The organism is Marinomonas sp. PE14-40, from assembly GCF_051623805.1.
In the GTDB taxonomy this organism is placed as follows: domain Bacteria; phylum Pseudomonadota; class Gammaproteobacteria; order Pseudomonadales; family Marinomonadaceae; genus Marinomonas.
On sequence record NZ_CP130700.1, the window covers coordinates 434593 to 456721 of the forward strand.

Consider the following 22129-nt stretch of genomic DNA (forward strand, 5'->3'; position numbering starts at 1 on the left):
TTCTTGTCTGGGTCAGCTTATTTGTATGCGTCAGAGGGAAAGAGAATGAAAAAAGTCCTGAGTTTTGTATTAACGAGTTTCATTATTGGCAATGTGGTGGCCTGGTTCACGGGTGCTGCGCCAATTGAGTTTCCTAAGCAGGCTTATAACAAGGATGCTCAAATGAATATGGCTGCCCTAAAGCAATCGCTTAAAACAGAGCCTGAAGATTTGGATCTACTGATCGAGATAGGTAGCCAATACACCTTACATAACGACATAGAGCTGGCTGCTGACTACTTAGGGCAAGCTGTCGAGATAGCACCAAATGATCCCCTAGCAAAAGCTTGGTACAACGCGAATAGAGCGAAAGAATCTGGTGCTATGTTGGATTTATCCATGGGGCTCTACAAGCTTTATAAGCTAAATGATTCGCTCAAGAACATTAGCCAAGCTGTGATTGCAGCGCCTAATGACTTATCGGTTCGTCTTATTCGTATGGCTACCTTTGCCAACATTGGTGATATCAACCCCTTGTTCGATCAAGTATTTGAAGATGAGAAATGGTTTGCCAGCCTGCTAGATAAACAGGGGCAGTATATTCCTGATGAGGTGAAGTCTCAGTTTTACCTATCCATGGCACAAGCTTACCTGTTTAAAGATGATGCCGTTGAGGCTAATAAAATCCAAACTTATTTAGAACTTTATAAGGCTATCCCTGAGAAAAAAGCCAGTGATCTTGAACATTTCAGCAAGATGGAAGCAGACTTTATCTCGATTCATGATGGCGAGCGAGGCGCAGCATGAGGTTGGTTAACTTAGCCAAAGTGTCGCGCTTTTTTACCCTAGGCCAAACTCGAGTCTGCGCCCTGAATCAAATTGATTTAGCCGTAGATAAGGGGGAATTCTTGGTGCTGAAAGGCGCCAGTGGTAGCGGTAAAAGCACCTTGCTAAACCTTATCGGCGCGATGGATGAAGCGGATGAAGGTGAAATCGCCATTGCTGGTAAAGCACTTGGTCCTATGAGTGACAGACAAAAGTCTCATGTGCGCCGCGATCACATTGGCTTTATCTTCCAGTCTTTCAATCTCTTGCCTGTGCTGACGGCTCTTGAGAATGTGCAATATCCACTGTCATTAAGAACAGGAGGTAAAGCGGCGGGGGCTTCTAGCCATAAAGAGAATAAAGCAAAAGCCCTAGCTGCCTTGGAAAGAGTGGGGTTGGCGGACTTTGTTAATCACAAGCCCAATCAATTGTCCGGCGGGCAAATGCAAAGGGTAGCAATCGCCAGAGCCTTGGTCACAGAGCCAGATATTATCCTCGCAGATGAGCCAACAGCGAACCTAGATTCAGAGAATGCCAAAAGCATTATGGCCCTGATGAAGCAGCTCAATCGCCAAGGTATCACCTTTATTTTTGCCACTCACCATGACTATGTGTTGGAGCAAGCATCTCGTGTGATTGAGCTTAGGGATGGCTGTATCTTGCAAGATAAACAGAGGGTCGCGGCATGAGGCTTTTTTTTAAACAATCTCCTAACGCAATAAAAGCACCATTCTTTGTTTTCTTGGTGATAGCGGCAGGCTTGCTTTCAGCCTGCTCTGACGAGGCGAGCCTTGAAACGAATGCAGCATCAAGCAAGGTGGCAAATGAAGCTCAAAATAAAGTTAAGCAAATCTATTTGCTTTCGGATTACCAATTACCTAGCGCCATAGGGGCAGACCAAGCTGAGCAAGAAACCTTATTAAAGGTGCTGAATGAAAAGGAGAGCTCAAACACAGGTTTGACGCAAAAAGAGGTAAAACAGCAGCTCTTATTGAGGTTGACCCTCTTTTCCTCGGATAAAAACCAGACCTTAGCCAAGCTTGAATCCATTACAGAGGGATTAAGGCGTGCCAGTGAGTTAAGTGCAGAACAAGGCAAACAAGATTATGAATTGATGGCGGCCATGGGCAGCGCATTAAGCTATCAATCCATCTTTTATCAAGCGGATCTTGGGCAAATGAACCTCTTATCTCGCAAAGGTATGCGCTATATGGATAGAGCCGTAAAAAAAGCCCCAAACCACCTAGGTGTCAGGCTTTTACGAGGGCTTAGTTATGCCAATATGCCGGCTTTTTTAAACCGGGCGAGCTTTGCAGTTGAAGACCTTTCGCTACTCAAAAATGTTCTTTTACATGGGAAGGGAAATGAGCAAAGGGAAAGGCAAGAACAGAATGCTAAATCGGCTAAAAAACCATTATTAAAAAAACAAGATAAAATATTTATTGAATTTATCAATTATTATTTGGCCTTATCTTTTTATAAAAATGCTCAGCTAGAAAGTGCGAAATCACTCTGGCAGGCGCTATCAAATACGGCGAGTGAAGGCTCTGATTCAGCTTCAGCCACAGTGTCAAAATCTAAGTGGTCAGCTCTTGCAACTAAAAGGCTAGAGGAGGTTTAAGGCATGTTATCGATTAACTTTTTTCGCTATAAAATTGCACTGTTAAATGTACTGAGAAACCGTCGTCGTAGCCTAATTACCTTGTTATCTATTCAGATTGGTGTCGTGAGCTTGATTCTCTTTGGTGGCTTTGTGGCTTCCATGTACGAAGGTATGCGCGAAAACATGATTCGCTCACAGCTTGGGCATCTCCAGATCTATCAAGCAGGCTTTAATCAATATGGCCATATTGAGCCAGAGAAGTATTTGTTAACCCAAGAGCAAGTGCAGCAAGTTTCTGATTTGGTGTCAGGGCTGGCTGAGGTTGAATTATTAACCCCAAGATTGGATTTTTCTGGACTGATCACTAACGGCAATCAGTCGGTAGCTGTGGTGGGTAATGGTATAGACCCAGATAAAGAAGCACTTTTAAGCTCGGCCATCACCTTGATTGAAGGGGAGGACTTGTTCCCAGAAGATCAAGCCGGTGCACTAGTAGGGCAAGGCCTTTATAACGCCTTAAATGCCAATATTGGTGATTACCTTACCTTATTAGCCTCAACGGCTGATGGCGCGGTGAATGCGGTGGATGTGCAAATTGTCGGTGCGATCAATACCGGCACCCGTGAAGTAGATAATCGATTATTGCGTATTAACTTAAGCCACGCTCAAGACCTGCAATTTACCCAAGGGGTAAGCCGCTTAGTCGTGCTGTTAAAAGACACGGCACAAACCCAAATCGTGATGGATAAGTTAAGCCAATTGTTCGAACAAGAAGGGCTCACCCTTGAAATGCGCTCTTGGTCTCAGCTTGCTGATTATTACCATGAAGTGGTGAATCTATTTGATGGCGTCTTCGGCTTTCTAAAAATCATTGTGCTCTTTATCGCCGCTTTGAGTATCGCCAATACCATGATGATGGCCGTGATGGAGCGTACACCTGAGATCGGCTCTATCCGTGCATTAGGGGCTACGCGTCACGAAGTCATGATGCTTTTTCTCACCGAAGCAAGTTACTTAGGGCTTTTCGGCAGTGCGTTAGGGGTGCTGCTTGGTATCTTTATGGCCAATAGCATCACCTTGGCAGAGTTCATCATGCCGACACCCCCAGGTAGTAGCCAAAGCTATCCAATCCGAATATTCGTGGAATGGACTGTGGTGTGGCAAACCGCCTTAACCGGTGTGCTGGTGGCTGTGCTTGCGAGCATTTATCCCGCTTTTAAAGCCTCTCGCTTGTTGATTAACCAAGCCATGCGTTCAGCGTAAATTTCACTAAAGGATAGCAGTATGTTTTTTAATGATTTTCTAAGAGCAGTCTTAAAAAGGCGTTTTCTGATCTCAAGCGGCATCGCCTTTCTAGCTTGTTTTGTAAGTGGCGTGAGCCAAGCGCAATCATCTATCACAGCAGACATATTAGTAGAGAAGATCGATGCCTTTCGTGGCCTTGATAATGCTGGCTTTAGCTTTGATATTACCAATGTGAGCTATAAAGCAGGTCGTGAAGCGCGCACAAACCAGCTAAGTGTGGACGTGAAAGCGGTAAAATCTCTGGTGACTTTTGAGTCTCCCGCAAGACAAAAAGGCCGTGTCTTGCTCAAGCAAGATAATGATATGTGGCTTTATATTCCGGGGACTCGCAAGGTCATTCGTATCTCACCTGCGCAGCGTTTATTGGGTGAAACCAGTAATGGGGATGTGACAGGTTCTAACTTAGCACTTGATTATGATGCCGCGCTTTCTAGTGAAGAAAGTGATAAACCCAAAGGGCAAATTAAGCTGATTTTAACCGCTAAAAATAAGTCAGTCAGCTATCAAAAAGTGGTCTTCTGGTTAGAAGAAAATGCCCCTTATAAGCCGATTCGAAGTGAGTATTATGCACGCTCAGGCAAGCTGCTAAAAACCGCTGATTACAAGGCATTTAAAGACTTTAATGGCGAGCTTAAAATACACAAGATGCTGCTAACGGACCCTCTCATTGAAGGCAGCTACACTTGGATGCTGTTTGATAACTATCGTGCCACTGACTTACCTGATGCCCGCTTTAGTAAAGAAGCGATAGTGAACCTATGAATAAGCTGGTTCAAGGTAAACGTGCTGGTGTGAATTTGTCCTTAATGGACCTTGGTGTGGTCGTGTCTTGCTTGACTTTGTCTGGTTTAGCGTATGCGGAGGCACCTGCTGATCCATTTGCAAGCTCTGATGTGCCTATTGATCCTTTTGCTAGTGGGAGTGAAATCTCAATTCAACCTCTAGCTAAAGAGGAAGAGGTTAAGCCTTCTGAGAGCTATGTGCTTACCCATAGTGTTTCAGCCATGACCTACCTTCAGTTGAATGATATCAACCAAGATCATGCATTTAACCCTAACTTGGCTCAATTTAATGAAGATAAGCAGCTAAACGTCTTGGATTATGGGGCTAAGTTGAACTTAGAAGATAGCCTTGCGGGATTGAGTGCCCGCACACGTATCTTAGCGCAATATGAGGTGCAAGATCTGTTTGGTTCAAGCGACGAAAGAAGAGATAGCGATGAGCTAAAAGCGCTTGAGGCGTATCTCAATTGGTATTCAAAAGACTATCAATGGCAAGCACAAGCAGGTCGTATTAAAACAGAATGGAGCAATGGTTTTAATTGGAATCTCACTAACTTGTTAAGGCCTTATCGAGATCAGCCTTATTCGGATCAAGATGACCTGTTGCAGCAAGAAGGTTGGGTGATGGCAAGCTTGAGCCGCAATCAGGGAGATTGGTTTTATCAGGCCTTAGTGGCCGAGCTTGAAAATGATGATCTTACTAAGGTTAGTTACAGAGCCAATCAGCAATATGTGTTGAGACTGGGTTATCAAGGTGGCGCCGATGCTGAGCTTATCTTGCATAAATTACCGGGCCAATCCCTTAATTATGCCTTGAGTGTGAGCCGATTATTAACCGATGCCATGACCCTGCGTGCCCAGTGGAGTTTACAGCGCCAAAGAAACCAAACGGCTAGTAGCTTGCTGGCAGACTACAGCGGAACAAGCTTTGATGAAAGCGCACAAAGTGCTTGGCAACAGGTGTTGTTGGGCGCGGCTTATACCACAGAGTCGGGCGCTAACTTTCGGCTTGAATACCTTCATAGCGAGCACGGATTTAGTGAAGGGGAGTGGGATTACATCTCATCCAATAGTGATACGGCCTTTACTAATATCAATTCTGGTTTAGGTTCGAGCGCGGATTATGCCTACATGGGTTCTGCGTTAGACAGCTTGAACTACGCCCAACTTCGCCAAAACTACCTCTATTTTATGTATTCCAGCCCCTTATCTGATGGGCTTTGGCAATACCGACAAAGCGTGCAACTCAACTTGGATGATAATAGCCAATTGCATCGTTTGGAATTGCTCAAATCCTGGAATGCCAATCTCACCAGTCGTTTTCAGTTTGAAACCTACCAAGGTTGCAGTGACTGCGAATATGGCTTGAACCCGAATGAAAACACCTTACGTGCGGTTTTTAAATGGGACTTTTAATCACTTGTTAATTAATGGTCTGTTAATCACCAAATGGACAAAAAAACATCTCAAAAGAATAAGAAAAAGGACGTAACAATGGACACAAAATCTAATAATTCAGCAAAAGAAACGAATGCCTTTCGAGTAGATTTAAGAGACCAGATGTTTTTACTTTGGGAGCAGTTTCGCGCCCAAGACACAGTGCTAGATAGCCAAATATACCCTGAGTTTGACCAAGCTTTTTGCCAATATTTAATCACGCACGCCAAAGACTTTGCCTATCAAGAAATGGGGCCTTTATATCAAGTTAGCGACCGCCAAGGGGCGAGGCTTTCTTATGAAACTGGTGAGCAGAGGGAAAGTGCTGGCAAGGTTATCTTGCCACCTGGCTTTGAGCAACTTTGGCAAAGCTACAAAGAGGCTGGTTGGGGTCGATTAGGCTCCCCATTAGAATACGATGGTCTAGGTGCGCCTTATCTTATCTCCCAAAGTATTAACGAGATCTTCATGGGGGCGAATCCCGCCTTTATGATTTATTCAGGTTTTGCCAGCCCCGCCTTGTATTTAATCGACAAGTTTGGCGACGATCAGCTCAAATCACGATTCTGCGAGCCTTTAGCAAAGAATGATTTTGCGGCTTGCCTTTGTATGACAGAACCTGATGCTGGCTCAGATGTGGGTAATATTCGCACCAAAGCCGTCAAACAAGACAATGGCATGTATCGCATTGAAGGGGAGAAGATCTTCATCTCTGCAGGCATGCATGATTTAAACGACAACATCGCTTATATCGTACTTGCCAGAGTGGAAGGGGCGAAAAAAGGCACAGTGGGTTTATCCTGTTTTGTGGTGCCAAGGTATCAGCTTGGCGACATGAATGCTTCTGTCGCTCACCAAAAAGAAGAGCAAACAGGCTCTCATTTAGACTCTCAACTAGGCTCTCCTATCGATAATGGTGTTCGTTGTGTCAGGTTAGAGCAAAAGATGGGGTTACATGGCTGTGCCACAGCGCAAATTAGCTTTGGGCAAGCAGCGCCTTGTTACGGTTATCTCTTGGGCGAAAGGGAAAATGTCGGCCTAAAACAGCTCATGACTATGATGAACTTGGCCCGTATCGCCACTGGCATTTATGCGTTGGGCATGGCATCTAGCGCTTATCTAAATGCCGCAGAATACGCGGGTAATCGCATTCAAGGTACTAGCTTTAAAGAAGCCTTTAACCCAAGAGCGCAACGGGTTGCCATTATCGAACATATAGATGTGAAGCGCATGTTGTTGGAGATGAAGAGCAAGGTAGAAGGCTGTCGTGCTCTGATCTTAAAGCTTTGCATGCATCAATCCCAATTGATGAACCTCAACATCAGGCAGGCAAACCCAGAGCAGTTTGAACAAAGCCCCACAGCAGAAGATAAGGAGAAAGTTGAGGCTCAAGCCTACCGCCATCAATCTCTGGTGAATCTACTCACGCCCATCGTCAAAGCCTACACCTCAGACCAAGCTTTTCACGTGGCCGAAACCGCGATCCAAGTTTATGGCGGCCATGGTTACATCTCAGATAACCCCGTGGAGCAATATGCCCGTGATATCAAGGTGATGTCACTTTGGGAAGGGACCAACTTTGTGCAATCTGCCGATCTCTTTCGGGACAAGCTCGCCATGGGCAGGCACTCAAAGCTTTTGGCCTTGTACCAAGAGGAAATCATGAGCTTCTTAACCACAGCTAAAAGCGATGAAGCCACTTTCTCAGCTTTTGCACCACAAGCCAAGCGATTAGAAGACGCATTAAACTGCCTAGTGGATACCCACAAACTCATGGGTAGCTGGATACGACAGCAAAAAATGGAGCGTATTTTTGCCGTATCCACACGCTTTTTAGAAATGATGGCCGAAGTGACCCTAGGTTGGTTGCTGCTCGATAGCATGATGGTGGCCAAGCGGGCTTTAATATACCAAGAGAATTCAAACGATGAAGCGTTTTATCAAGGGAAGATACAGTCAGGGTTATTTTTCATGAACAACACCTTGCCTAATGTATTTGCCAAAGCGCAGGTGATAGCGCTTGAGGATGATAGTGCGGAAGAGGCTAGCGCAGAGATGTTTTTGAGTAGGCGGGAGGTGTGAGGTTGGTTCGAACCAAAAACTAATTAATTGATATTAATGCTTTATATTGGGTTTTAAACTGAATTAGTATGGTTTCACTAGTGTGGCCTGACCGCATTAGAACACCCTAAACTATAAAAGGAATAGATAGTGAAAAGCCTTAAAATACTTGCTTTAGCTTTAGTTGTATCGCCAGCTCTACATGCAGAAGCTGTCTTTACTAGTGCAGATATTGATTATGTGTTTGCTGGATATCCAGATCACAGTATTGGGTTCATACCAATTGGTGGGGTGGAAAACCCTGCTAATTGTGATCAAACAGATACGTATGCAATGTTACCTTCATACGACACTCAAGGTGCATTGAGCGTGCTTTTGGCTGCGAAAGCAGCTAATAAGAAAGTATATTTCTCTATCCGTGATGATATTTGCCACACTTTTCCTCAAACAGATAGTCTAGGTTCATTTCCTGTCATCCAGCGTATTGCTATTCGTTAAACTTTATTTAGTGTCATCAAGACTGGCTTAATAGTTAGTCTTGATGAGTTAATTAGTAGTTGTTGTGTCTACTTTAAATGGCGTTTTATTGAGAACCCCATCTCAATTCTTGAGTCTAGTGATAGTTGGCACGCTTTATCATTGTGCCCATTTTTAAAATATGTAGAATCAATAAGTTATGAGAAGGGCACGAAAATAACCGCGTCCTACATGCAAAAATAGGAATCGAAATAACGCGCATGCGCGTTTAGCCAGGAAGGTTTTCAGTGTATAAGTGGCCTCCCTTTTTTTAAATTAATAAGATGTGACGTTTGAAGTGCGGTGGATAAGTCGGACAAATCGAGCGTGCGCATTATTAAGCTGTTATGTGGTCGAGCAGTATAAGAGTTAGTCTTTCGAAAGGGATATATATTGAAAATTAAAAGTGGCTTTAGTTCTAGAATTGGCTATGCGCTGGAAGATTTGTGTAAAGACATTTTAAGTGCAAATCAGTGGAATGTAGATAATCAAGATCCCATGATTGATATGGGCGTTGATATCATTGCAAAAGAGCCCGATGATCAGAACAAAGTTGTATTTGAAGTAAAATACACTCGTAATACCACATACCCCACATCTGCATTAAAAGCTTCAGCTGAAAGGCTCGTTAATTCTGCTCGCTCTATGAGTGTTGGAAAAGCAGTACTGATTGTTGCAGCAGATATCAAGCCAGAAATACAGAAAAGAGTCGAAGACGAGTATGATATTCAGATAGTCAATTTAGATAGCTTGCTATCACTTGCTAGTATTGATTTGGAGTTATTGGGACGGCTCGTAAAATTATGTGAAGTGGACTTGTCAGAGAGAAAGTTGCACGATGACTTATCCAGTATTTTGCATCCTGATAAAATCAACTTTTCATCGAAAGGGAATGAACCCTCAAAAAACGAAATATTGGGTTCTCAGTTTAAAGATAAACTGAAATTAATACCTCATGGGCGAGATGGTTGTTATGACTATGAAGATACCATGAGTGAGATTCTACAATATCTTTTTGATGGAGATCTAAAAGGCTGGCATCAGCAGGAAAGAACAACAGATGATCTTCATCGTTATGATTTGATTTGTCGAGTTGTAGATAAATCCACTGTATGGAAGTTTATTTCATCAAATTTGGATTCTAGGTATGTGTTGTTTGAATTTAAGAATTACCAAGACAAGATTGGTCAGTCTCAAGTCTATTCAACCGAAAAATACCTATTCGAAAAAGCTAAGCGTAAGGTTTGCTTTTTAATTTCTAGGGAAGGGCCGTCAGATAATGCTTTAGTTGCATGCCAAGGGGCTATGAGAGAGCACGGTAAATTAATTATAAACTTGGATGATGAAATTATCACAGCTTTAATTGATAGCAAAATATCTGGTGATGATCCAAATGAAATTCTCTTTGAAAAAGTGGATGATTTCTTAATGAAGTTACCCAGATGAAACCACATAACAAGGCGCTGCTACGGAATATTTTCTCGCTGGCGCTCAAAAATATCCGCAGAGCGCGGCGTTATGTGTCAGTGGGCTGAACCATGGTTGAAATAATAGAAGTAAAGGTTCTCAGTGGGACTTGGCTTTATGATGATTTAATAAAGCGCGAAGTTCATATTGTTAAATCAAACTTTAAGGCTGGCTCAGGTGATTATGAAGATGAGCCAGTTCTTAGCGAAGATCAATATGGTGAATTCTACGGTGTTCGAATAGGTGAATACCGATTAGCAGATTCTTTTCAGGGTGGAGCTTATAACTCCTTAGAAGAGGCAAAAATTCATGCCTCTAATGTGTGCCCATCACTGAATTGGAATACTCATGAATCAAACACATAACAAGAATATTAAATTCGCACCCTGCGGCCGCCCGATGCTTCGCACGGTTTATATAAGGCGTTATACGCTATTCATATATGATGAAAGCACACTAATTGGACACCCACTCTAATTTGACTGTTATTTAACCATAACACTAATAGGACACCCACTCTAATTTGATGTGTAAATAAGCATGGACTGGACTCAAATAGAATTATTCAAAGGTATTGATCTTAATGATTCGTTCGTTCTGAATTGGGCGCACGAAGATAGCCAACTTTGCTTTGAGCTTGAAGCAAGTATTTGGCCTGAGTCAGATTATTATTTTAAGCCCAAGAAAACACTAATAAGACACCCACTCTAATTTGCTGCCTGTAAAAGGTCCATCTGGGGAAGCTATAGGTAAAGTCTTCTTATAACAATTAACTGCTAAGTAAACCTAAAGTCCAATCGAATGGGCTTTAGGTTTTAAATAGGCAATCCTTATGGTTTTCCTTTTGTCATTGAAGCTATTCTAAGCACAAACATAATCGCGCCTTAGCTATATAGTCTAGACGCGGAAAAGGCATTAATTGTACCAAAGCAGCAAACATTATTTACTGGCTATGCTAACAATGCTGGTGTAATCAGGGTGCCAGCCTAGCTCGTTCATGATTTTCTCTGCACTCATACATTGATCGAGCATAGGGCCAAGCGCCCAGTCTCCTTGTTCTGATAGTACGTCTTTTTTGGCTAAAACACGGGGAGATTTAATGAGATTGAATTTCTTGGCGCGAGCCATGGCAATGTCTCCTACCATTACGCCTTGTTCACTGCAAACGTTGTAAGCACTGTCTGATTTTCCTTGCTCTAAAACCAGTCGATAGGCCTTGGCAAGGTCTTTGGTGTGCACCACTGGCCAGCGTGTATCGAGCGACCCCCATACTTCGATACGCTCTTCAACAGGGATGAAGCCAGAAAGCACTCCGCCATCTTGCTCATAAGCGATGCCTGGATGGATGATGCTTGTATTAAAGTAGGGTGCGTTGAAAAGGTGCTGACCTTGAGGGACCATCCACTCAAAACTGGAAATTGGATTGAGCGTACTCTGCTCGGTCGCTGGTGTATCGCCTGTTTTCCCATACAGCCAAACGCCACCTGTGTAGATAAATCGGACGGCGTGGTTAAGTTTTTGGCTTTGTTCAATCAGTTCGTCGATAACGCGGCGATCAATCTCTGCCATATCATCACAAAAGGTGGCAGCTAGATGAATGATTGCATCGACAGACTGAATTGACTCTGACCATTGCTGAGGTGACTTGAGGTTACCCATAATGACATCCGCACCTTTATCGATGATTTTCTGTGCGGAAGTATCTGAACGGGCCAGAGCTAATACTGAATAACCATGTTGTATAAGTTCATCGAATACTGCGCTTCCAATCGTTCCTGTTGCTCCAAGTAATAGAACTCGCATTTACCATCTCCTTTTTATAAAAGAAGGCAGCCTAATTCCTCAGCCTTACTTGAGGTCAAGGCTCAATACTGAGAAAGGGGAGCTTAAAAGCAGGGAAGCAGCACCTCTTTCTAGTTTTTCAAAACAAATCTAGTGGATTTATGAGTGAACTAATCAGCGAAACAATACGTATTGGTTTGTATAAATATCGACAGCAAATCTTATCTATATGAAGCACCGTAAAGCGCATTTACCTCAAAAAGTTTGCCAGTCCTGTAAACGCCTATTTAGCTGGAGAAAAAAGTGGCAAAAGGATTGGGAGCAGGTCAAGTATTGTTCTAAGCGTTGTCGAAATGAAAGACACTCTTTAATTGAAGGGAATGATGCATGAAAGCAATCATGCCTGAGGTGAAAAATGAGTCATAACTACAAGTGTTTGCGTTTGATCTTAGGCGATCAACTCAATGCCAGTCATTCTTGGTTTAGTGATAAAGATGATGATACTTTGTATGTAATTGCGGAGTTATATCAAGAGGCCACATACACGACACATCATGTACAAAAAATCTGCGCCTTTTTTGCTGCCATGGAGGCATTTGCTAAAGCGCTGAGCCAAGCTGGGCATCAAGTCGAGTATTTAACCCTTGATGAAACAGCTCATTATCCTGATTTACCCAGTTTATTATCTGAGCTGATATCCAAACATGAAATTGCACAGTTTGAATATCAATTACCTGATGAGTACCGTTTACGGCAGCAGTTAGCCGATTTTTCAAAAACGCTTTCGCATCAGCAGAAGCTGCCACTTCACCAGCAGTCACTTAAGCAGAAAGTAACAGTAACTCCCCATGAAAGTGAGCATTTCTACCTAGAAGATAAAGCATTATCGAATTACTTTTCGTCGGGAAAAAGTCATAGATTAGAAAGCTTTTATCGGAAACTTAGAACCAAATTTGATGTGTTAATGGAAGCAGGGGAGCCCCTTGGTCAACAATGGAATTTTGATCAAGATAACCGCAATAAACTTAAAAAAGCGGATTTAGCCGATATTCCAGAACCTCTGGTCTTTGCCAATGACGTGAGTGATATTTTAAAGCGTATTAATCGCCATAAAATACCGACGATAGGAAAAGCTGAAGAGTCTTTATTATGGCCTGTAACACGGTTACAAACCGTCGAGCTTCTTCACTTTTTTTGTCAGTACTGTTTACCGAACTTCGGTAAATTTCAGGACGCAATGACAGGTAAATTAAGTTTTTTAGGCGAAGATAAGGGTTGGAGCTTATACCATTCGAGACTCTCTTTTGCGCTAAATAGCAAGTTAATAAGCCCTAAACAGGTGATTGATACGGCCATCGTTTATTTTCAACAAAATCATAACTTAATTAGCCTTGCTCAAATTGAAGGGTTTGTCAGACAAATTCTAGGGTGGCGAGAGTTTGTGCGAGGTATTTATTGGGCCAATATGCCTGACTATGCAGAACATAATCATCTCATTGCGAATCGTTCTTTGTCTAAATGGTTTTGGACAGGTGATACACGCATGTCCTGTATGCATCATGCGATCAATCAGTCGCTAACCTTCGCTTATGCTCATCATATTCAGCGCTTGATGGTTACTGGTAATTTTTGTTTGATTGCTGGCATTACACCTGATCAAGTCGATAGCTGGTATTTAGGGATATATATTGATGCTATTGAATGGGTTGAGATGCCTAACACCCGAGGCATGAGCCAATTTGCTGATGGTGGTATTGTTGGCTCTAAAGCCTATGCAGCCAGTGGGAATTACATTAATAAAATGAGCGATTATTGCGGCGACTGCCATTACAAGGTGAGTAAAACAGTAGGCGAGGACGCTTGTCCATTAAACGCAATGTATTGGCATTTTATGGCCCGCCATCAAGAGGCATTTGCTCGAAACCCGCGTACCAACATGGTTTATGCAAATTGGCGAAAGAAATCAGACCAAGATAAGGCGGAAGTGTTAGAACAAGCCGAGCACTATTTAAAGAATTTGGATAATCTTTAGAGGGTGATATGGAAGTAAGTTGTAGGCATCTCTTGTTAAAGCTTTGCTTAACGTTCAGATGTAACACTCTAAATTAGGCTCTGAACTTAATAGGCACTTCAGTTCTTTAAACATTAAATATTAATTAAATCGAAGTGAGTCTTATTCAGCTGGTGTGATATATTCTTTTATTATGATTGTCTAATTAAAATTATAAGAATAGATAGTAGGTACCGATGACTATTAAATTGGTAAAAAAAGTAGCTCGTTCCTCCTTCATGAAGCCTTTAGTTGAGTCCGTTAAAAAAGCTGTTGTGGCTTATAAATCGGATCAACTGTCGCAGCATTTTAATCAATACTTAGCCCCTGTTGCTGTCCAAGATAGTGACGAGTTAGCGGTGAGCCAGCAGCTTCGCCATTTAGTGTACTGTGAAGAAATGAACTTCCTTCCTTTGGAATCTGATAAGACAGAAAGAGATGAGATGGATCATCACGCTTATCATTGTCTTATTCAGCATACCTCCAGCCAAGACTGTGCAGGCACTGTGCGTATTGTACATTCAAAAGATGAATCGGATTTACTGCCGATTGAGGTTCATTGCAAAGAATTATTAGCACAGTGTGATATTAAGCCTAGCGACTTTCCGCGTGATCAATTAGGTGAAGTCTCTAGATTGGCAGTCAACCCTAGATTTCGTCGAAGAAAACACGATAAGTACCAAGGTCTAGCCACTGATACAGGGATCGATGTTAATCGTTTCACAGAAAAAGAAATGCGTACCTTTCCGTTAATTGCCGTTGGTTTGTATTTATCGGCAGGTAATATTTGTCGAATGAATAATATCGATCATATTTTTGTCATGATGGAGCCTAAGCTTGCTAAAAAGCTGAGCCTGCTTGGGTTTTCTCTCCAGCAAGTTGGCCCGAAAATACAGTATCATGGGATGAGAGCGCCTTTTTATTGCAGGGTCTCTGATATGGCTGAGCGTATGCCTGTTGGTTTTAGAAAGTTATATCGTCATCTGGGAATGGAATTGACTGAGCAATTGGATCATGACCATTCCAAAAAATAATATGTTTGCTTTAGGTATGTAAAAGTAATGAGTGAAAAATCCGTTAGTTCAACTGCATTTACTGTCTTACAAGGTTTGCTTTATGTGGGGTTGTACTCCAACCACAAGTATTTAGTAAGTGAGGAAACGCGTTTAAACGCCCAAAAAATCTTATCTATGTCACCAGAAGGCACTAAGCGTCTAACTCAGTGTCATAGTGCTTTGTACCATAGGGTCGCAGATGTTCAAGAATGGGCTTTATTACCGGGAATTCGACTTCATTACGCTTTAAGAAAGTCCAAAATTGAACAAATTACTGAACAGGCAATAGCCGATGGCTACACTCAGATTGTGAATCTAGGCGCTGGCTTTGACTGTTTATTGTGGCAATTACACAGCAAATATAAACAGATTAACTTTATCGAAATAGATCACCCAACCACCAGTCAATATAAGCAAACTGCATTAGTAAATACTGTGGACTCAGAGAACTTTCATTTTCTTGAAGTGGATTTTAGTCATCAGAATTTGCAAACGGAACTGAACCAATACTCTGGTTTTGATCCTGAATTAAATACACTTTTCATTGCTGAAGGTGTACTCATGTATCTGAGTGAAAACGACATACGTTTGTTGTTTGAATCTATGGCGAAATTAACACTGCAAGAGTGCATGTTTTGTTTTACTAGCCTAGAGCCGCCTCAATCAAGCAAGAATAATATGCGACGTCTGCTTCCTTTTTATTTAAAAGCAGTGGGGGAGCCTCTTAAGTTTACCCTTGCTAGCCAAGACATGGGCTCTTTTCTTTCGACGGTTAATGCTGAGTTAATCTCCAAATCAGATACGAATAAGATGGTGGGAGAATTTATTAAGCAGCCGCTTAATCAACTTTTACACCATGGCGAGTACGTGGTTTTATCTAAAATTAGACGCTGACTTTATTAGCTAAATAGAGTGTTTTTTTTCCACAATATTAAGGAACCTGCGATTAAGTCACCTCTTCTCAGTATTGTCAGAAAAAGTGTCAATCAAGGCGTCACTTTGAAGTAATGTAGGTATCTTTCGAGAAGGGACAACGCAGGGTGTTACTTTTTCTGAAAGACCCGAAGGGCGTGGTCTAAAAGCCCTATCTTTATGTTGAGAACCTTATCAATAGAATCACTATTAAGTTGCGCTCCTCGCCATAAATCTAGCGGCTTTTATCCACACGCTGAGGCGGGAGGACTTATTCGTAGGTTCCTTAAGCTCTTCAATTTAGAACGTGGATCTTATATTAGTTAATATTAGGTTTGATCTCTTTTAAAGTGGCTGTTTTGATAAAGTGCCTGTACCCGTAATGTTACAAGGAAAACTATGCGTAAGTTTCTAATATCAATGTTTTTAATCAGTAATATTTCTCATGCTATGTCTTTATCTGATAATTCTTTTAGCGGGGTAAATATTGAAATGCCGGTAGCTGAGGTTATTCATATTCTTAAAGACTATGAATCTAATAAAATTGAATATCAATTAGAATTTGAAACTGAAGACATTGACTGTTACTACCTAATCCCGTTAAAAAATGATGACCTTCCTCAATTTATGATTGAAGCAGATGTTGTTGTAAGAATTGAGGTTCGATCAAATTTAGTGCTTACACAAAGAGGTGTTACTGTCGGGTCATCTAAAAACGACATATTGTCCGCTTATAAAAATCCAAAGATTAGTGCTCATCCTTATGACTTTGAAAGAGGTGAATATATTGAGGTGAGTTTATCTAATGGAAATGGAATCATCTTTGAAACCCTTGATGATATCGTTACATCTTTTAGATTAGGGACTGATCCAGCAATAAAATACATTGAAGGTTGTGTGTGATTGAAGAGTCAAGTTTGATAGCTTGTTTGTGTAAGTTTTTTAAGTGTTAAATGCATATCAAAGGGATTGATAATGAAACTAGTTACTCCGAGCATCAAGTATAAAGAGTCGTATATTCAAATGGTGAGAGAGTGTTCTGAGCAGGATGAAATTTTAATTCCATTCATTTTAGCTGAAGACTATATCGATTTTGTATCCATGATAGACAGACTAGCTGCATATGCTAGAGGAGAGCAGATGCCAAGCGGCTATGTGGCTCATAGTACGTTTTGGTTAATTGATGATAATGAATTAGTAGTAGGCTGTTCAAATTTAAGACATGGGCTGACTGAAGCTTTATTGGAAATGGGCGGCCATATTGGTTATGGCATCAAACCGTCGGAGCGTAAGAAAGGCTATGCGAAACGCATTTTAGCGTTCACTTTAGAGAAAGCAAAAACTCAAGGAATTGATAACGCTTTATTGACTGTAAATAAGACAAACTTTGGATCTGTTAAAGCTATTCAGTCCAATAATTGTGTGCTTGAAACAGAAAAAGAAGTAAAAGGGCTGGATGCATTAGTGCAGTATTACTGGATAGAAGTTTGAGTAGTATTGCCAAGTTTAGTTGGTATCCATTCTGATAAGACTGATTGAGAAAAGTTGACTTAATCTAAGGCTCTATAGAGCCTTCTATACCAATAACAAGGTAAGATACTCACTATAAAAATTTATTATCTTGAAACGCTAGTATACGAGCCTTGGTATCAACACTATGACAAACCGACAGCCTCAGACGCACTCTTCAGCTAATACAGTGGCTGATTCGACACTTGATTCTTCTACATCTATTTCAACACTTGGGGACCTTGCCAAGTTAGCAGATTATTCACTGATGGATTCACTTAATTGTGACCCAGAAGCAACTGAAACAGGGGATGACCATTATCCGCGCCAAGTCTTTTCAGGGCATTATGTCCCGGTTAAACCGACACCCATTCAAGACCCAGAATATATAGGGCACAGTAAGCAGTTTTTCTCAGAACTTGGTTTTGCTGACACTCTAGCTCAAGACCCTGCTTTTATGGGGATGTTCTCTGGTGATATGTCTCAAGTGCCTGAACCGATGAAAAAGTTTGGTTGGGCGACGGGTTACGCACTTTCTATTTATGGCACAGAATACACTCAGCAGTGTCCGTTTCGTACGGGTAACGGATATGGTGATGGTAGGGCTGTATCTGTGCTTGAAGCTGTGATTAATGGCAAACGTTGGGAAATGCAGTTAAAGGGTGGTGGCCCGACACCCTATTGTCGTGGAGCAGATGGACGTGCGGTTTTACGTTCTAGCGTTCGTGAGTTTTTAGCGCAAGAAAATATGCATGCTTTGGGTGTCCCCACATCTCGTTCTTTAAGCTTTTATGTCTCTAAATCAGAAACGGTTGATAGGCCTTGGTATTCAGAAGGTTCACGTTCAGAAGATCCAGATAGACTTGTCTCTGAAGCGGTTGCGATTTCGACACGAGTCGCGCCTTCATTTTTACGAGTAGGGCAGCTTGAGCTTTTTGCTCGTCGTGCTCGTGCAGACGAGCATCCACAGGCATTGCAAGAGCTTGAAAAAATCGTATTACATTTGATTGATCGTGAATACATGGATGTTATTGATAAGCAACTCTCAACCCCTGAAAAAGTTGTCACACTTGCTCGTGAGTTTCGGGCGCGTTTAATGTCTTTAATAGCAAATTGGATTCGTGTTGGCTTTTGTCAGGGCAATTTTAACAGTGATAATTGTGCTGCTGGTGGCTTTACCCTGGATTATGGCCCCTTTGGTTTTTGTGATGTGTTCCACCCTTATTATCAACCTTGGACTGGGGGAGGCCAACATTTCTCCTTTATGAATCAAACTAATGCAGCTCAAAAAAACTTTGGCTCTTTTTGCTCAGCATTAAGACCTTTGCTTGAATCACACCCTGACTCTTTGCAAGCGCTTAATGACATTGAAACGAACTTTCTAGCAGAAATACAAATGCAGATGGAGAGGATGTGGGCGAGTAAGCTGGGTCTTGGACCTCTATCGATTGAGCTGGAAGAAGACGTTAAAGATGAGTCTAAAGCAAAGCTTAAAAAAGAGTTTAGAGAAGTGCTTAACGAAGTGCAGATTCTTATGATGCAAACACCGGTTGATTACACTATTTTCTTTCGTGAGCTTTCATCTATTCCTGATGATATTAGCTCACTTAAGAAGAGCTTTTACACTGGTGCTACGCAAGATAAAGAAAGCTTAGAGATGGACGAGCGTTGGACTGAATGGTTAGCTAAATGGAAAGGATTACTCGATAACGCTCTTGATGCTAACTCTGCGTCTTCAAACTCTCTTGAAGCGATTTCTACTCAAATGAAGTTAGTTAACCCCAAATACATTTTGAGAGAGTGGTTAGTTGTACCTGCTTATCAGCAAGCTGCTAAAGGTGATTACAGTCTCATTCATGAATTGCAAAAAGTGATGACGCAACCTTATGCAGAACAGTCACAGGAAATAGAAAATAAATATTATCGATTAAAACCACCGCAATTCTTTGCGTTAGGCGGTGTGTCTCATCTTAGTTGCTCTTCTTAAGTGTGATTTCTGTTAAATAAGGTGCCGTTGTTAATTTTAAAAAAGCGTTAGAACAAACATATATAAATAGTCATAACTAATAATAACGACAATCTTGATAAATTGTATTGTGTCTTAGAGTCGAATATTATCTGGGATTATTTTTACTTTAAGACACGTTTTAAAAGAGGTTTTAGATGGTGCTTTTTTGGCCAATCCAGCAAGAATTAGATTGCATTAATACGAATGGCGACATACTTGGAAAAATAAAGTTTGATGCTTCAACGGATAAACATTTTTTTGATCCAGCTGACGAGTCTATTTCTATATCGGATGAAGATAAAGCAAGCATCGCTGAGAGGCTAGCTGGGCTTGATTCAGGTAAGCACACCATACCTATGCAAGATGATGATTGAACTTTAAGTCGTATTTAAAACTAAGATAATAAACTTACTAAGTTTTCAATATAAATAAGCCTCAGATATTTGCTAGGTAAGCTTGCTCAAGTTTTAAGTCATGTCTATCCCTAACGACGTAATAATGAAGCATTTAGTGAATAGACTTATAGCAAGCTAACAAATTAGGGAAAAGTATTTAGTTGTTTATGCTCAATAGCATATCTAGCCATGGAATTTATCCATTAATAGGGAGTTTTCTATTTAACCATGAAGGTATTAAAAATGAATAAATCTGAAACGTTTTGGGACAATGCTTCTAAAAACTATGACAAAACAGAAGAGCGGTTTGAATATATTCATAGTAAATCTAGGGAAAACGCTAAAAATTACCTAAAGGATAACGACCTTGTTTTAGATTATGGGTGTGGTACAGGCACTGCTGCCTGTATGTTTGCTAGTCAGGTAAAAGAAATTAAAGCGATTGATATATCATCAAATATGATCGATATAGCAAAAAACAAAGCCCTAGAAAGCCGTATAGAAAATGTAGATTTTGAGAAGATGGACATTTTTGATCAAAGGTTTGAAAAACAGTCATTTGATGTAATTTTAGCTTTTAATATGCTGCATACGGTTCCTAATCCTAAGGATGTGATGAATAGAGTTAGTGAATTATTAAAACCTGATGGGCTATTTATTTCTGTAACACCTTGTTTACGTCAGAAGATGTCGTTTGTGGTCAATTTGCAGATTCAACTTGTAAGAGTTCTATGTAGATTTGGCATAATACCTATTCCAATAAGAAGACTAAAGCACACAGATATTGACGACTTAATAGAATCTGTTGGTTTTCAAACGGTTGATTCTGAAGAAATATACAAAGACGCTTCTAGCTACTTTATTGTTTCCAAGAAAAGAGGCAGTGCATCATAAAAAGCTTATGAGCGTTATTGGAGATGACTGTGTTTGGGGTTCTGTAGACTTAATATTTGCGAACTTAATCGATAATTTGAGAGAGTGTAAGTGACATATCTAGTAAAAATATTTTCATTCATTGGTCTGACATCTGTTGTTTTCTTCTGTGTTGCTTTATATCTAGATATACAAGAAATGGATAAAACTGAAGGTGGCTATGACGCACCCTATGAGGGGGTAACAGGCGAAACAATAGACTGGGACAGTATGGATTTAACTTCCACGGGTTTAGTTAGACGTGGAAAGGTTTTAAATTTCATCGTAAATGGAACAACGGGAATGATTAGCTTAGAGATTTTAGGCTTTACCTACGAAGCCAGAAAATTATCTGATAGAGCGATTGCTGTTCATAAACCGAGAGAAGCATTTATAAAGCGTGGGTTTAACCCCGAGTTTTAAATAATCAAAAAAATGAGTTAATGGTAAATTTAAACTCTAGTTTTATTCGGTGATTTATAGCAAAGCAATTTTTCCAAATGTATAGGGCTTTATTTTTTGAAAAAGGAGGTTTCAATGAAGATAATAGAATGTAAATCGAGTGAGTTAGATGATGTTGCTAGCTTGTTTGATGCTTATAGACGATTTTACGGACAAAAAGAAAACTTAATTGAATCTAAGGCCTTTATATCTGAAAGGCTAAATAACTCAGACTCTGTTATTTTTATTGCTTATTCAGGTGCTGATAAACCTCTTGGTTTTGTTCAACTTTACCCGTCTTTCTCATCTGTTGCTATGAAGCGTATGTGGTACTTAAATGACTTATTTGTGAGTGAATCTGCACGCAAGCAAGGTGTAGCCAAATCACTGCTTCAACATGTAAAACAATTTGCCATAGACACCGACGCCTTTACCGTAAAACTTGCTACAGCCGTTGATAATATTGAGGCGAAATCGTTATATATTTCTGAAGGCTACACTAAGGTCACTGCTTTTGATCATTACACTCAAAGAGTTGAACCAGTCTAAAATCTTATCCCCTATATCTAACTAAGTGATATTCGAATGATAGAAGCATTAGTACTTTTTTAAATCTTCTTTATGGGAGGCAATATGTTTAATCATGTTGTAATCAGTACGAGTAATTATGAAGCAAGCAAAAGCTTTTATCTTAAGGTATTAGAGCCTATTGGCTTAGAGTATGTTTCTGAAGGGCCGCTGGGTATTGAAATTAGTACAGACGGAAAGTCTTCATTATGTATTCGCCTAGTAGAAGAGGTACCTTCGCACTTACACTTGGCCTTTGTCGCTGTGAACCAAAATCAAGTTGACGACTTTCATCGCTTAGCACTAGAGGCGGGCGCTCAAGATAATGGCGCACCAGGTATTCGGTCTAATTATAGTGGTCAATATTATGCTGCGTTTGTGATTGGCCCTGATGGACACAATATTGAAATGGTGTGTCATGAGGGTGAGGCGCTAGAGCCAATGGGTAAATAGTTTGATCCTGCAAAGGGGATTCTACTTAGATGCTAAGTATGAGGTTAAATATATTGGGACGAATGAATTT

General features: G+C 40.9%; 23 protein-coding genes. 22 read left to right on the forward strand and 1 reads right to left on the reverse strand.

Annotated elements, in window-relative coordinates; genetic code table 11:
• The first annotated feature begins 45 nt into the window (after positions 1-45).
• The 10 genes from Q0A08_RS01965 to Q0A08_RS02010 all read left to right on the forward strand — a co-directional run bounded on the left by Q0A08_RS01965 (position 46) and on the right by Q0A08_RS02010 (position 10340).
• Positions 46-786 (forward strand): hypothetical protein, encoded by a 741-nt coding sequence (locus Q0A08_RS01965; protein ID WP_438464465.1) that lies wholly within the window; start codon positions 46-48, stop codon positions 784-786.
• Positions 783-1493: an ABC transporter ATP-binding protein gene (locus tag Q0A08_RS01970; RefSeq protein WP_438464466.1), complete on the forward strand. Its 711-nt coding sequence runs from the start codon at positions 783-785 to the stop codon at positions 1491-1493. The genes Q0A08_RS01965 and Q0A08_RS01970 overlap by 4 nt, the downstream gene beginning before the upstream one ends.
• Positions 1490-2425, forward strand: coding sequence for a hypothetical protein (locus tag Q0A08_RS01975; protein ID WP_438464467.1), 936 nt, complete (start codon positions 1490-1492; stop codon positions 2423-2425). The genes Q0A08_RS01970 and Q0A08_RS01975 overlap by 4 nt, the downstream gene beginning before the upstream one ends.
• A 3-nt stretch (positions 2426-2428) precedes the next feature.
• Positions 2429-3670: an ABC transporter permease gene (locus Q0A08_RS01980; RefSeq protein WP_046016490.1), complete on the forward strand. Its 1242-nt coding sequence runs from the start codon at positions 2429-2431 to the stop codon at positions 3668-3670.
• A gap of 21 nt (positions 3671-3691) precedes the next feature.
• On the forward strand, positions 3692-4474 hold the full coding sequence (locus Q0A08_RS01985) for an outer membrane lipoprotein-sorting protein (RefSeq protein ID WP_438464468.1): 783 nt from the start codon (positions 3692-3694) through the stop codon (positions 4472-4474).
• Complete coding sequence (locus tag Q0A08_RS01990) at positions 4471-5910, forward strand: hypothetical protein (RefSeq protein WP_438464469.1); 1440 nt, start codon at positions 4471-4473, stop codon at positions 5908-5910. The genes Q0A08_RS01985 and Q0A08_RS01990 overlap by 4 nt, the downstream gene beginning before the upstream one ends.
• A gap of 78 nt (positions 5911-5988) precedes the next feature.
• Positions 5989-8013: an acyl-CoA dehydrogenase gene (locus tag Q0A08_RS01995; protein ID WP_438464470.1), complete on the forward strand. Its 2025-nt coding sequence runs from the start codon at positions 5989-5991 to the stop codon at positions 8011-8013.
• Between the two features lie 129 nt (positions 8014-8142).
• On the forward strand, positions 8143-8490 hold the full coding sequence (locus Q0A08_RS02000) for a hypothetical protein (RefSeq protein ID WP_046016497.1): 348 nt from the start codon (positions 8143-8145) through the stop codon (positions 8488-8490).
• Positions 8491-8901: 411 nt separating this feature from the next.
• A complete protein-coding gene (locus tag Q0A08_RS02005) occupies positions 8902-9954 on the forward strand; it encodes a restriction endonuclease (RefSeq protein ID WP_438464471.1) in 1053 nt (350 codons plus the stop codon).
• 92 nt (positions 9955-10046) lie between these two features.
• Positions 10047-10340 (forward strand): hypothetical protein, encoded by a 294-nt coding sequence (locus Q0A08_RS02010; protein WP_438464472.1) that lies wholly within the window; start codon positions 10047-10049, stop codon positions 10338-10340.
• A 574-nt stretch (positions 10341-10914) separates the two neighbouring features.
• On the opposite strand, the gene Q0A08_RS02015 is transcribed toward Q0A08_RS02010, so the two are convergent.
• Complete coding sequence (locus Q0A08_RS02015; RefSeq protein ID WP_438464473.1) at positions 10915-11778, reverse strand: NAD-dependent epimerase/dehydratase family protein; 864 nt, start codon at positions 11776-11778, stop codon at positions 10915-10917.
• Positions 11779-11986: 208 nt separating this feature from the next.
• Between Q0A08_RS02015 and Q0A08_RS02020 the strand changes: the two genes are divergently transcribed.
• The 12 genes from Q0A08_RS02020 (at position 11987) to Q0A08_RS02075 (ending at position 22059) form a co-directional block, all read left to right on the forward strand.
• Positions 11987-12148, forward strand: coding sequence for a DUF2256 domain-containing protein (locus Q0A08_RS02020; protein WP_438464474.1), 162 nt, complete (start codon positions 11987-11989; stop codon positions 12146-12148).
• Positions 12149-12172: 24 nt separating this feature from the next.
• The gene (locus Q0A08_RS02025; RefSeq protein ID WP_438464475.1) at positions 12173-13789 is read left to right on the forward strand and encodes a cryptochrome/photolyase family protein; all 1617 of its coding nucleotides are present in this window, start codon (positions 12173-12175) and stop codon (positions 13787-13789) included.
• A 215-nt stretch (positions 13790-14004) separates the two neighbouring features.
• Positions 14005-14841: a PEP-CTERM/exosortase system-associated acyltransferase gene (locus Q0A08_RS02030; RefSeq protein WP_438464476.1), complete on the forward strand. Its 837-nt coding sequence runs from the start codon at positions 14005-14007 to the stop codon at positions 14839-14841.
• 27 nt (positions 14842-14868) lie between these two features.
• Positions 14869-15756 (forward strand): class I SAM-dependent methyltransferase, encoded by an 888-nt coding sequence (locus Q0A08_RS02035; protein ID WP_438464477.1) that lies wholly within the window; start codon positions 14869-14871, stop codon positions 15754-15756.
• A gap of 417 nt (positions 15757-16173) precedes the next feature.
• Positions 16174-16677, forward strand: coding sequence for a hypothetical protein (locus tag Q0A08_RS02040; protein WP_438464478.1), 504 nt, complete (start codon positions 16174-16176; stop codon positions 16675-16677).
• Between the two features lie 72 nt (positions 16678-16749).
• On the forward strand, positions 16750-17265 hold the full coding sequence (locus Q0A08_RS02045; protein ID WP_438464479.1) for a GNAT family N-acetyltransferase: 516 nt from the start codon (positions 16750-16752) through the stop codon (positions 17263-17265).
• A 166-nt stretch (positions 17266-17431) separates the two neighbouring features.
• Positions 17432-19270: a protein adenylyltransferase SelO gene (locus tag Q0A08_RS02050; RefSeq protein ID WP_438464480.1), complete on the forward strand. Its 1839-nt coding sequence runs from the start codon at positions 17432-17434 to the stop codon at positions 19268-19270.
• A 176-nt stretch (positions 19271-19446) separates the two neighbouring features.
• Positions 19447-19665, forward strand: a complete 219-nt coding sequence (locus Q0A08_RS02055; protein ID WP_438464481.1) for a hypothetical protein — start codon at positions 19447-19449, stop codon at positions 19663-19665.
• Positions 19666-19929: 264 nt separating this feature from the next.
• Entirely contained in the window at positions 19930-20580 is a 651-nt protein-coding gene (locus Q0A08_RS02060) for a class I SAM-dependent methyltransferase (protein WP_438464482.1), read from the forward strand.
• A gap of 90 nt (positions 20581-20670) precedes the next feature.
• Complete coding sequence (locus tag Q0A08_RS02065) at positions 20671-21021, forward strand: hypothetical protein (RefSeq protein WP_438464483.1); 351 nt, start codon at positions 20671-20673, stop codon at positions 21019-21021.
• A gap of 114 nt (positions 21022-21135) precedes the next feature.
• Positions 21136-21588 carry a GNAT family N-acetyltransferase gene (locus Q0A08_RS02070; protein ID WP_438464484.1) on the forward strand — a complete coding sequence of 151 codons (453 nt, stop codon included), beginning with the start codon at positions 21136-21138 and terminating at the stop codon, positions 21586-21588.
• Positions 21589-21672: 84 nt separating this feature from the next.
• On the forward strand, positions 21673-22059 hold the full coding sequence (locus Q0A08_RS02075; protein WP_438464485.1) for a VOC family protein: 387 nt from the start codon (positions 21673-21675) through the stop codon (positions 22057-22059).
• Positions 22060-22129 lie beyond the last annotated feature (70 nt).

Bases quoted from the DNA above. Each gene is read 5' to 3' on its own strand.
- Q0A08_RS01965 (WP_438464465.1), top strand. From the start codon at position 46: ATGAAAAAAGTCCTGAGTTTTGTATTAACGAGTTTCATTATTGGCAAT.
- Q0A08_RS01970 (WP_438464466.1), top strand. From the start codon at position 783: ATGAGGTTGGTTAACTTAGCCAAAGTGTCGCGCTTTTTTACCCTAGGC.
- Q0A08_RS01975 (WP_438464467.1), top strand. From the start codon at position 1,490: ATGAGGCTTTTTTTTAAACAATCTCCTAACGCAATAAAAGCACCATTC.
- Q0A08_RS01980 (WP_046016490.1), top strand. From the start codon at position 2,429: ATGTTATCGATTAACTTTTTTCGCTATAAAATTGCACTGTTAAATGTA.
- Q0A08_RS01985 (WP_438464468.1), top strand. From the start codon at position 3,692: ATGTTTTTTAATGATTTTCTAAGAGCAGTCTTAAAAAGGCGTTTTCTG.
- Q0A08_RS01990 (WP_438464469.1), top strand. From the start codon at position 4,471: ATGAATAAGCTGGTTCAAGGTAAACGTGCTGGTGTGAATTTGTCCTTA.
- Q0A08_RS01995 (WP_438464470.1), top strand. From the start codon at position 5,989: ATGGACACAAAATCTAATAATTCAGCAAAAGAAACGAATGCCTTTCGA.
- Q0A08_RS02010 (WP_438464472.1), top strand. From the start codon at position 10,047: ATGGTTGAAATAATAGAAGTAAAGGTTCTCAGTGGGACTTGGCTTTAT.
- Q0A08_RS02015 (WP_438464473.1), bottom strand. From the start codon at position 11,778: ATGCGAGTTCTATTACTTGGAGCAACAGGAACGATTGGAAGCGCAGTA.
- Q0A08_RS02020 (WP_438464474.1), top strand. From the start codon at position 11,987: ATGAAGCACCGTAAAGCGCATTTACCTCAAAAAGTTTGCCAGTCCTGT.
- Q0A08_RS02025 (WP_438464475.1), top strand. From the start codon at position 12,173: ATGAGTCATAACTACAAGTGTTTGCGTTTGATCTTAGGCGATCAACTC.
- Q0A08_RS02030 (WP_438464476.1), top strand. From the start codon at position 14,005: ATGACTATTAAATTGGTAAAAAAAGTAGCTCGTTCCTCCTTCATGAAG.
- Q0A08_RS02035 (WP_438464477.1), top strand. From the start codon at position 14,869: ATGAGTGAAAAATCCGTTAGTTCAACTGCATTTACTGTCTTACAAGGT.
- Q0A08_RS02040 (WP_438464478.1), top strand. From the start codon at position 16,174: ATGCGTAAGTTTCTAATATCAATGTTTTTAATCAGTAATATTTCTCAT.
- Q0A08_RS02045 (WP_438464479.1), top strand. From the start codon at position 16,750: ATGAAACTAGTTACTCCGAGCATCAAGTATAAAGAGTCGTATATTCAA.
- Q0A08_RS02050 (WP_438464480.1), top strand. From the start codon at position 17,432: ATGACAAACCGACAGCCTCAGACGCACTCTTCAGCTAATACAGTGGCT.
- Q0A08_RS02055 (WP_438464481.1), top strand. From the start codon at position 19,447: ATGGTGCTTTTTTGGCCAATCCAGCAAGAATTAGATTGCATTAATACG.
- Q0A08_RS02060 (WP_438464482.1), top strand. From the start codon at position 19,930: ATGAATAAATCTGAAACGTTTTGGGACAATGCTTCTAAAAACTATGAC.
- Q0A08_RS02070 (WP_438464484.1), top strand. From the start codon at position 21,136: ATGAAGATAATAGAATGTAAATCGAGTGAGTTAGATGATGTTGCTAGC.
- Q0A08_RS02075 (WP_438464485.1), top strand. From the start codon at position 21,673: ATGTTTAATCATGTTGTAATCAGTACGAGTAATTATGAAGCAAGCAAA.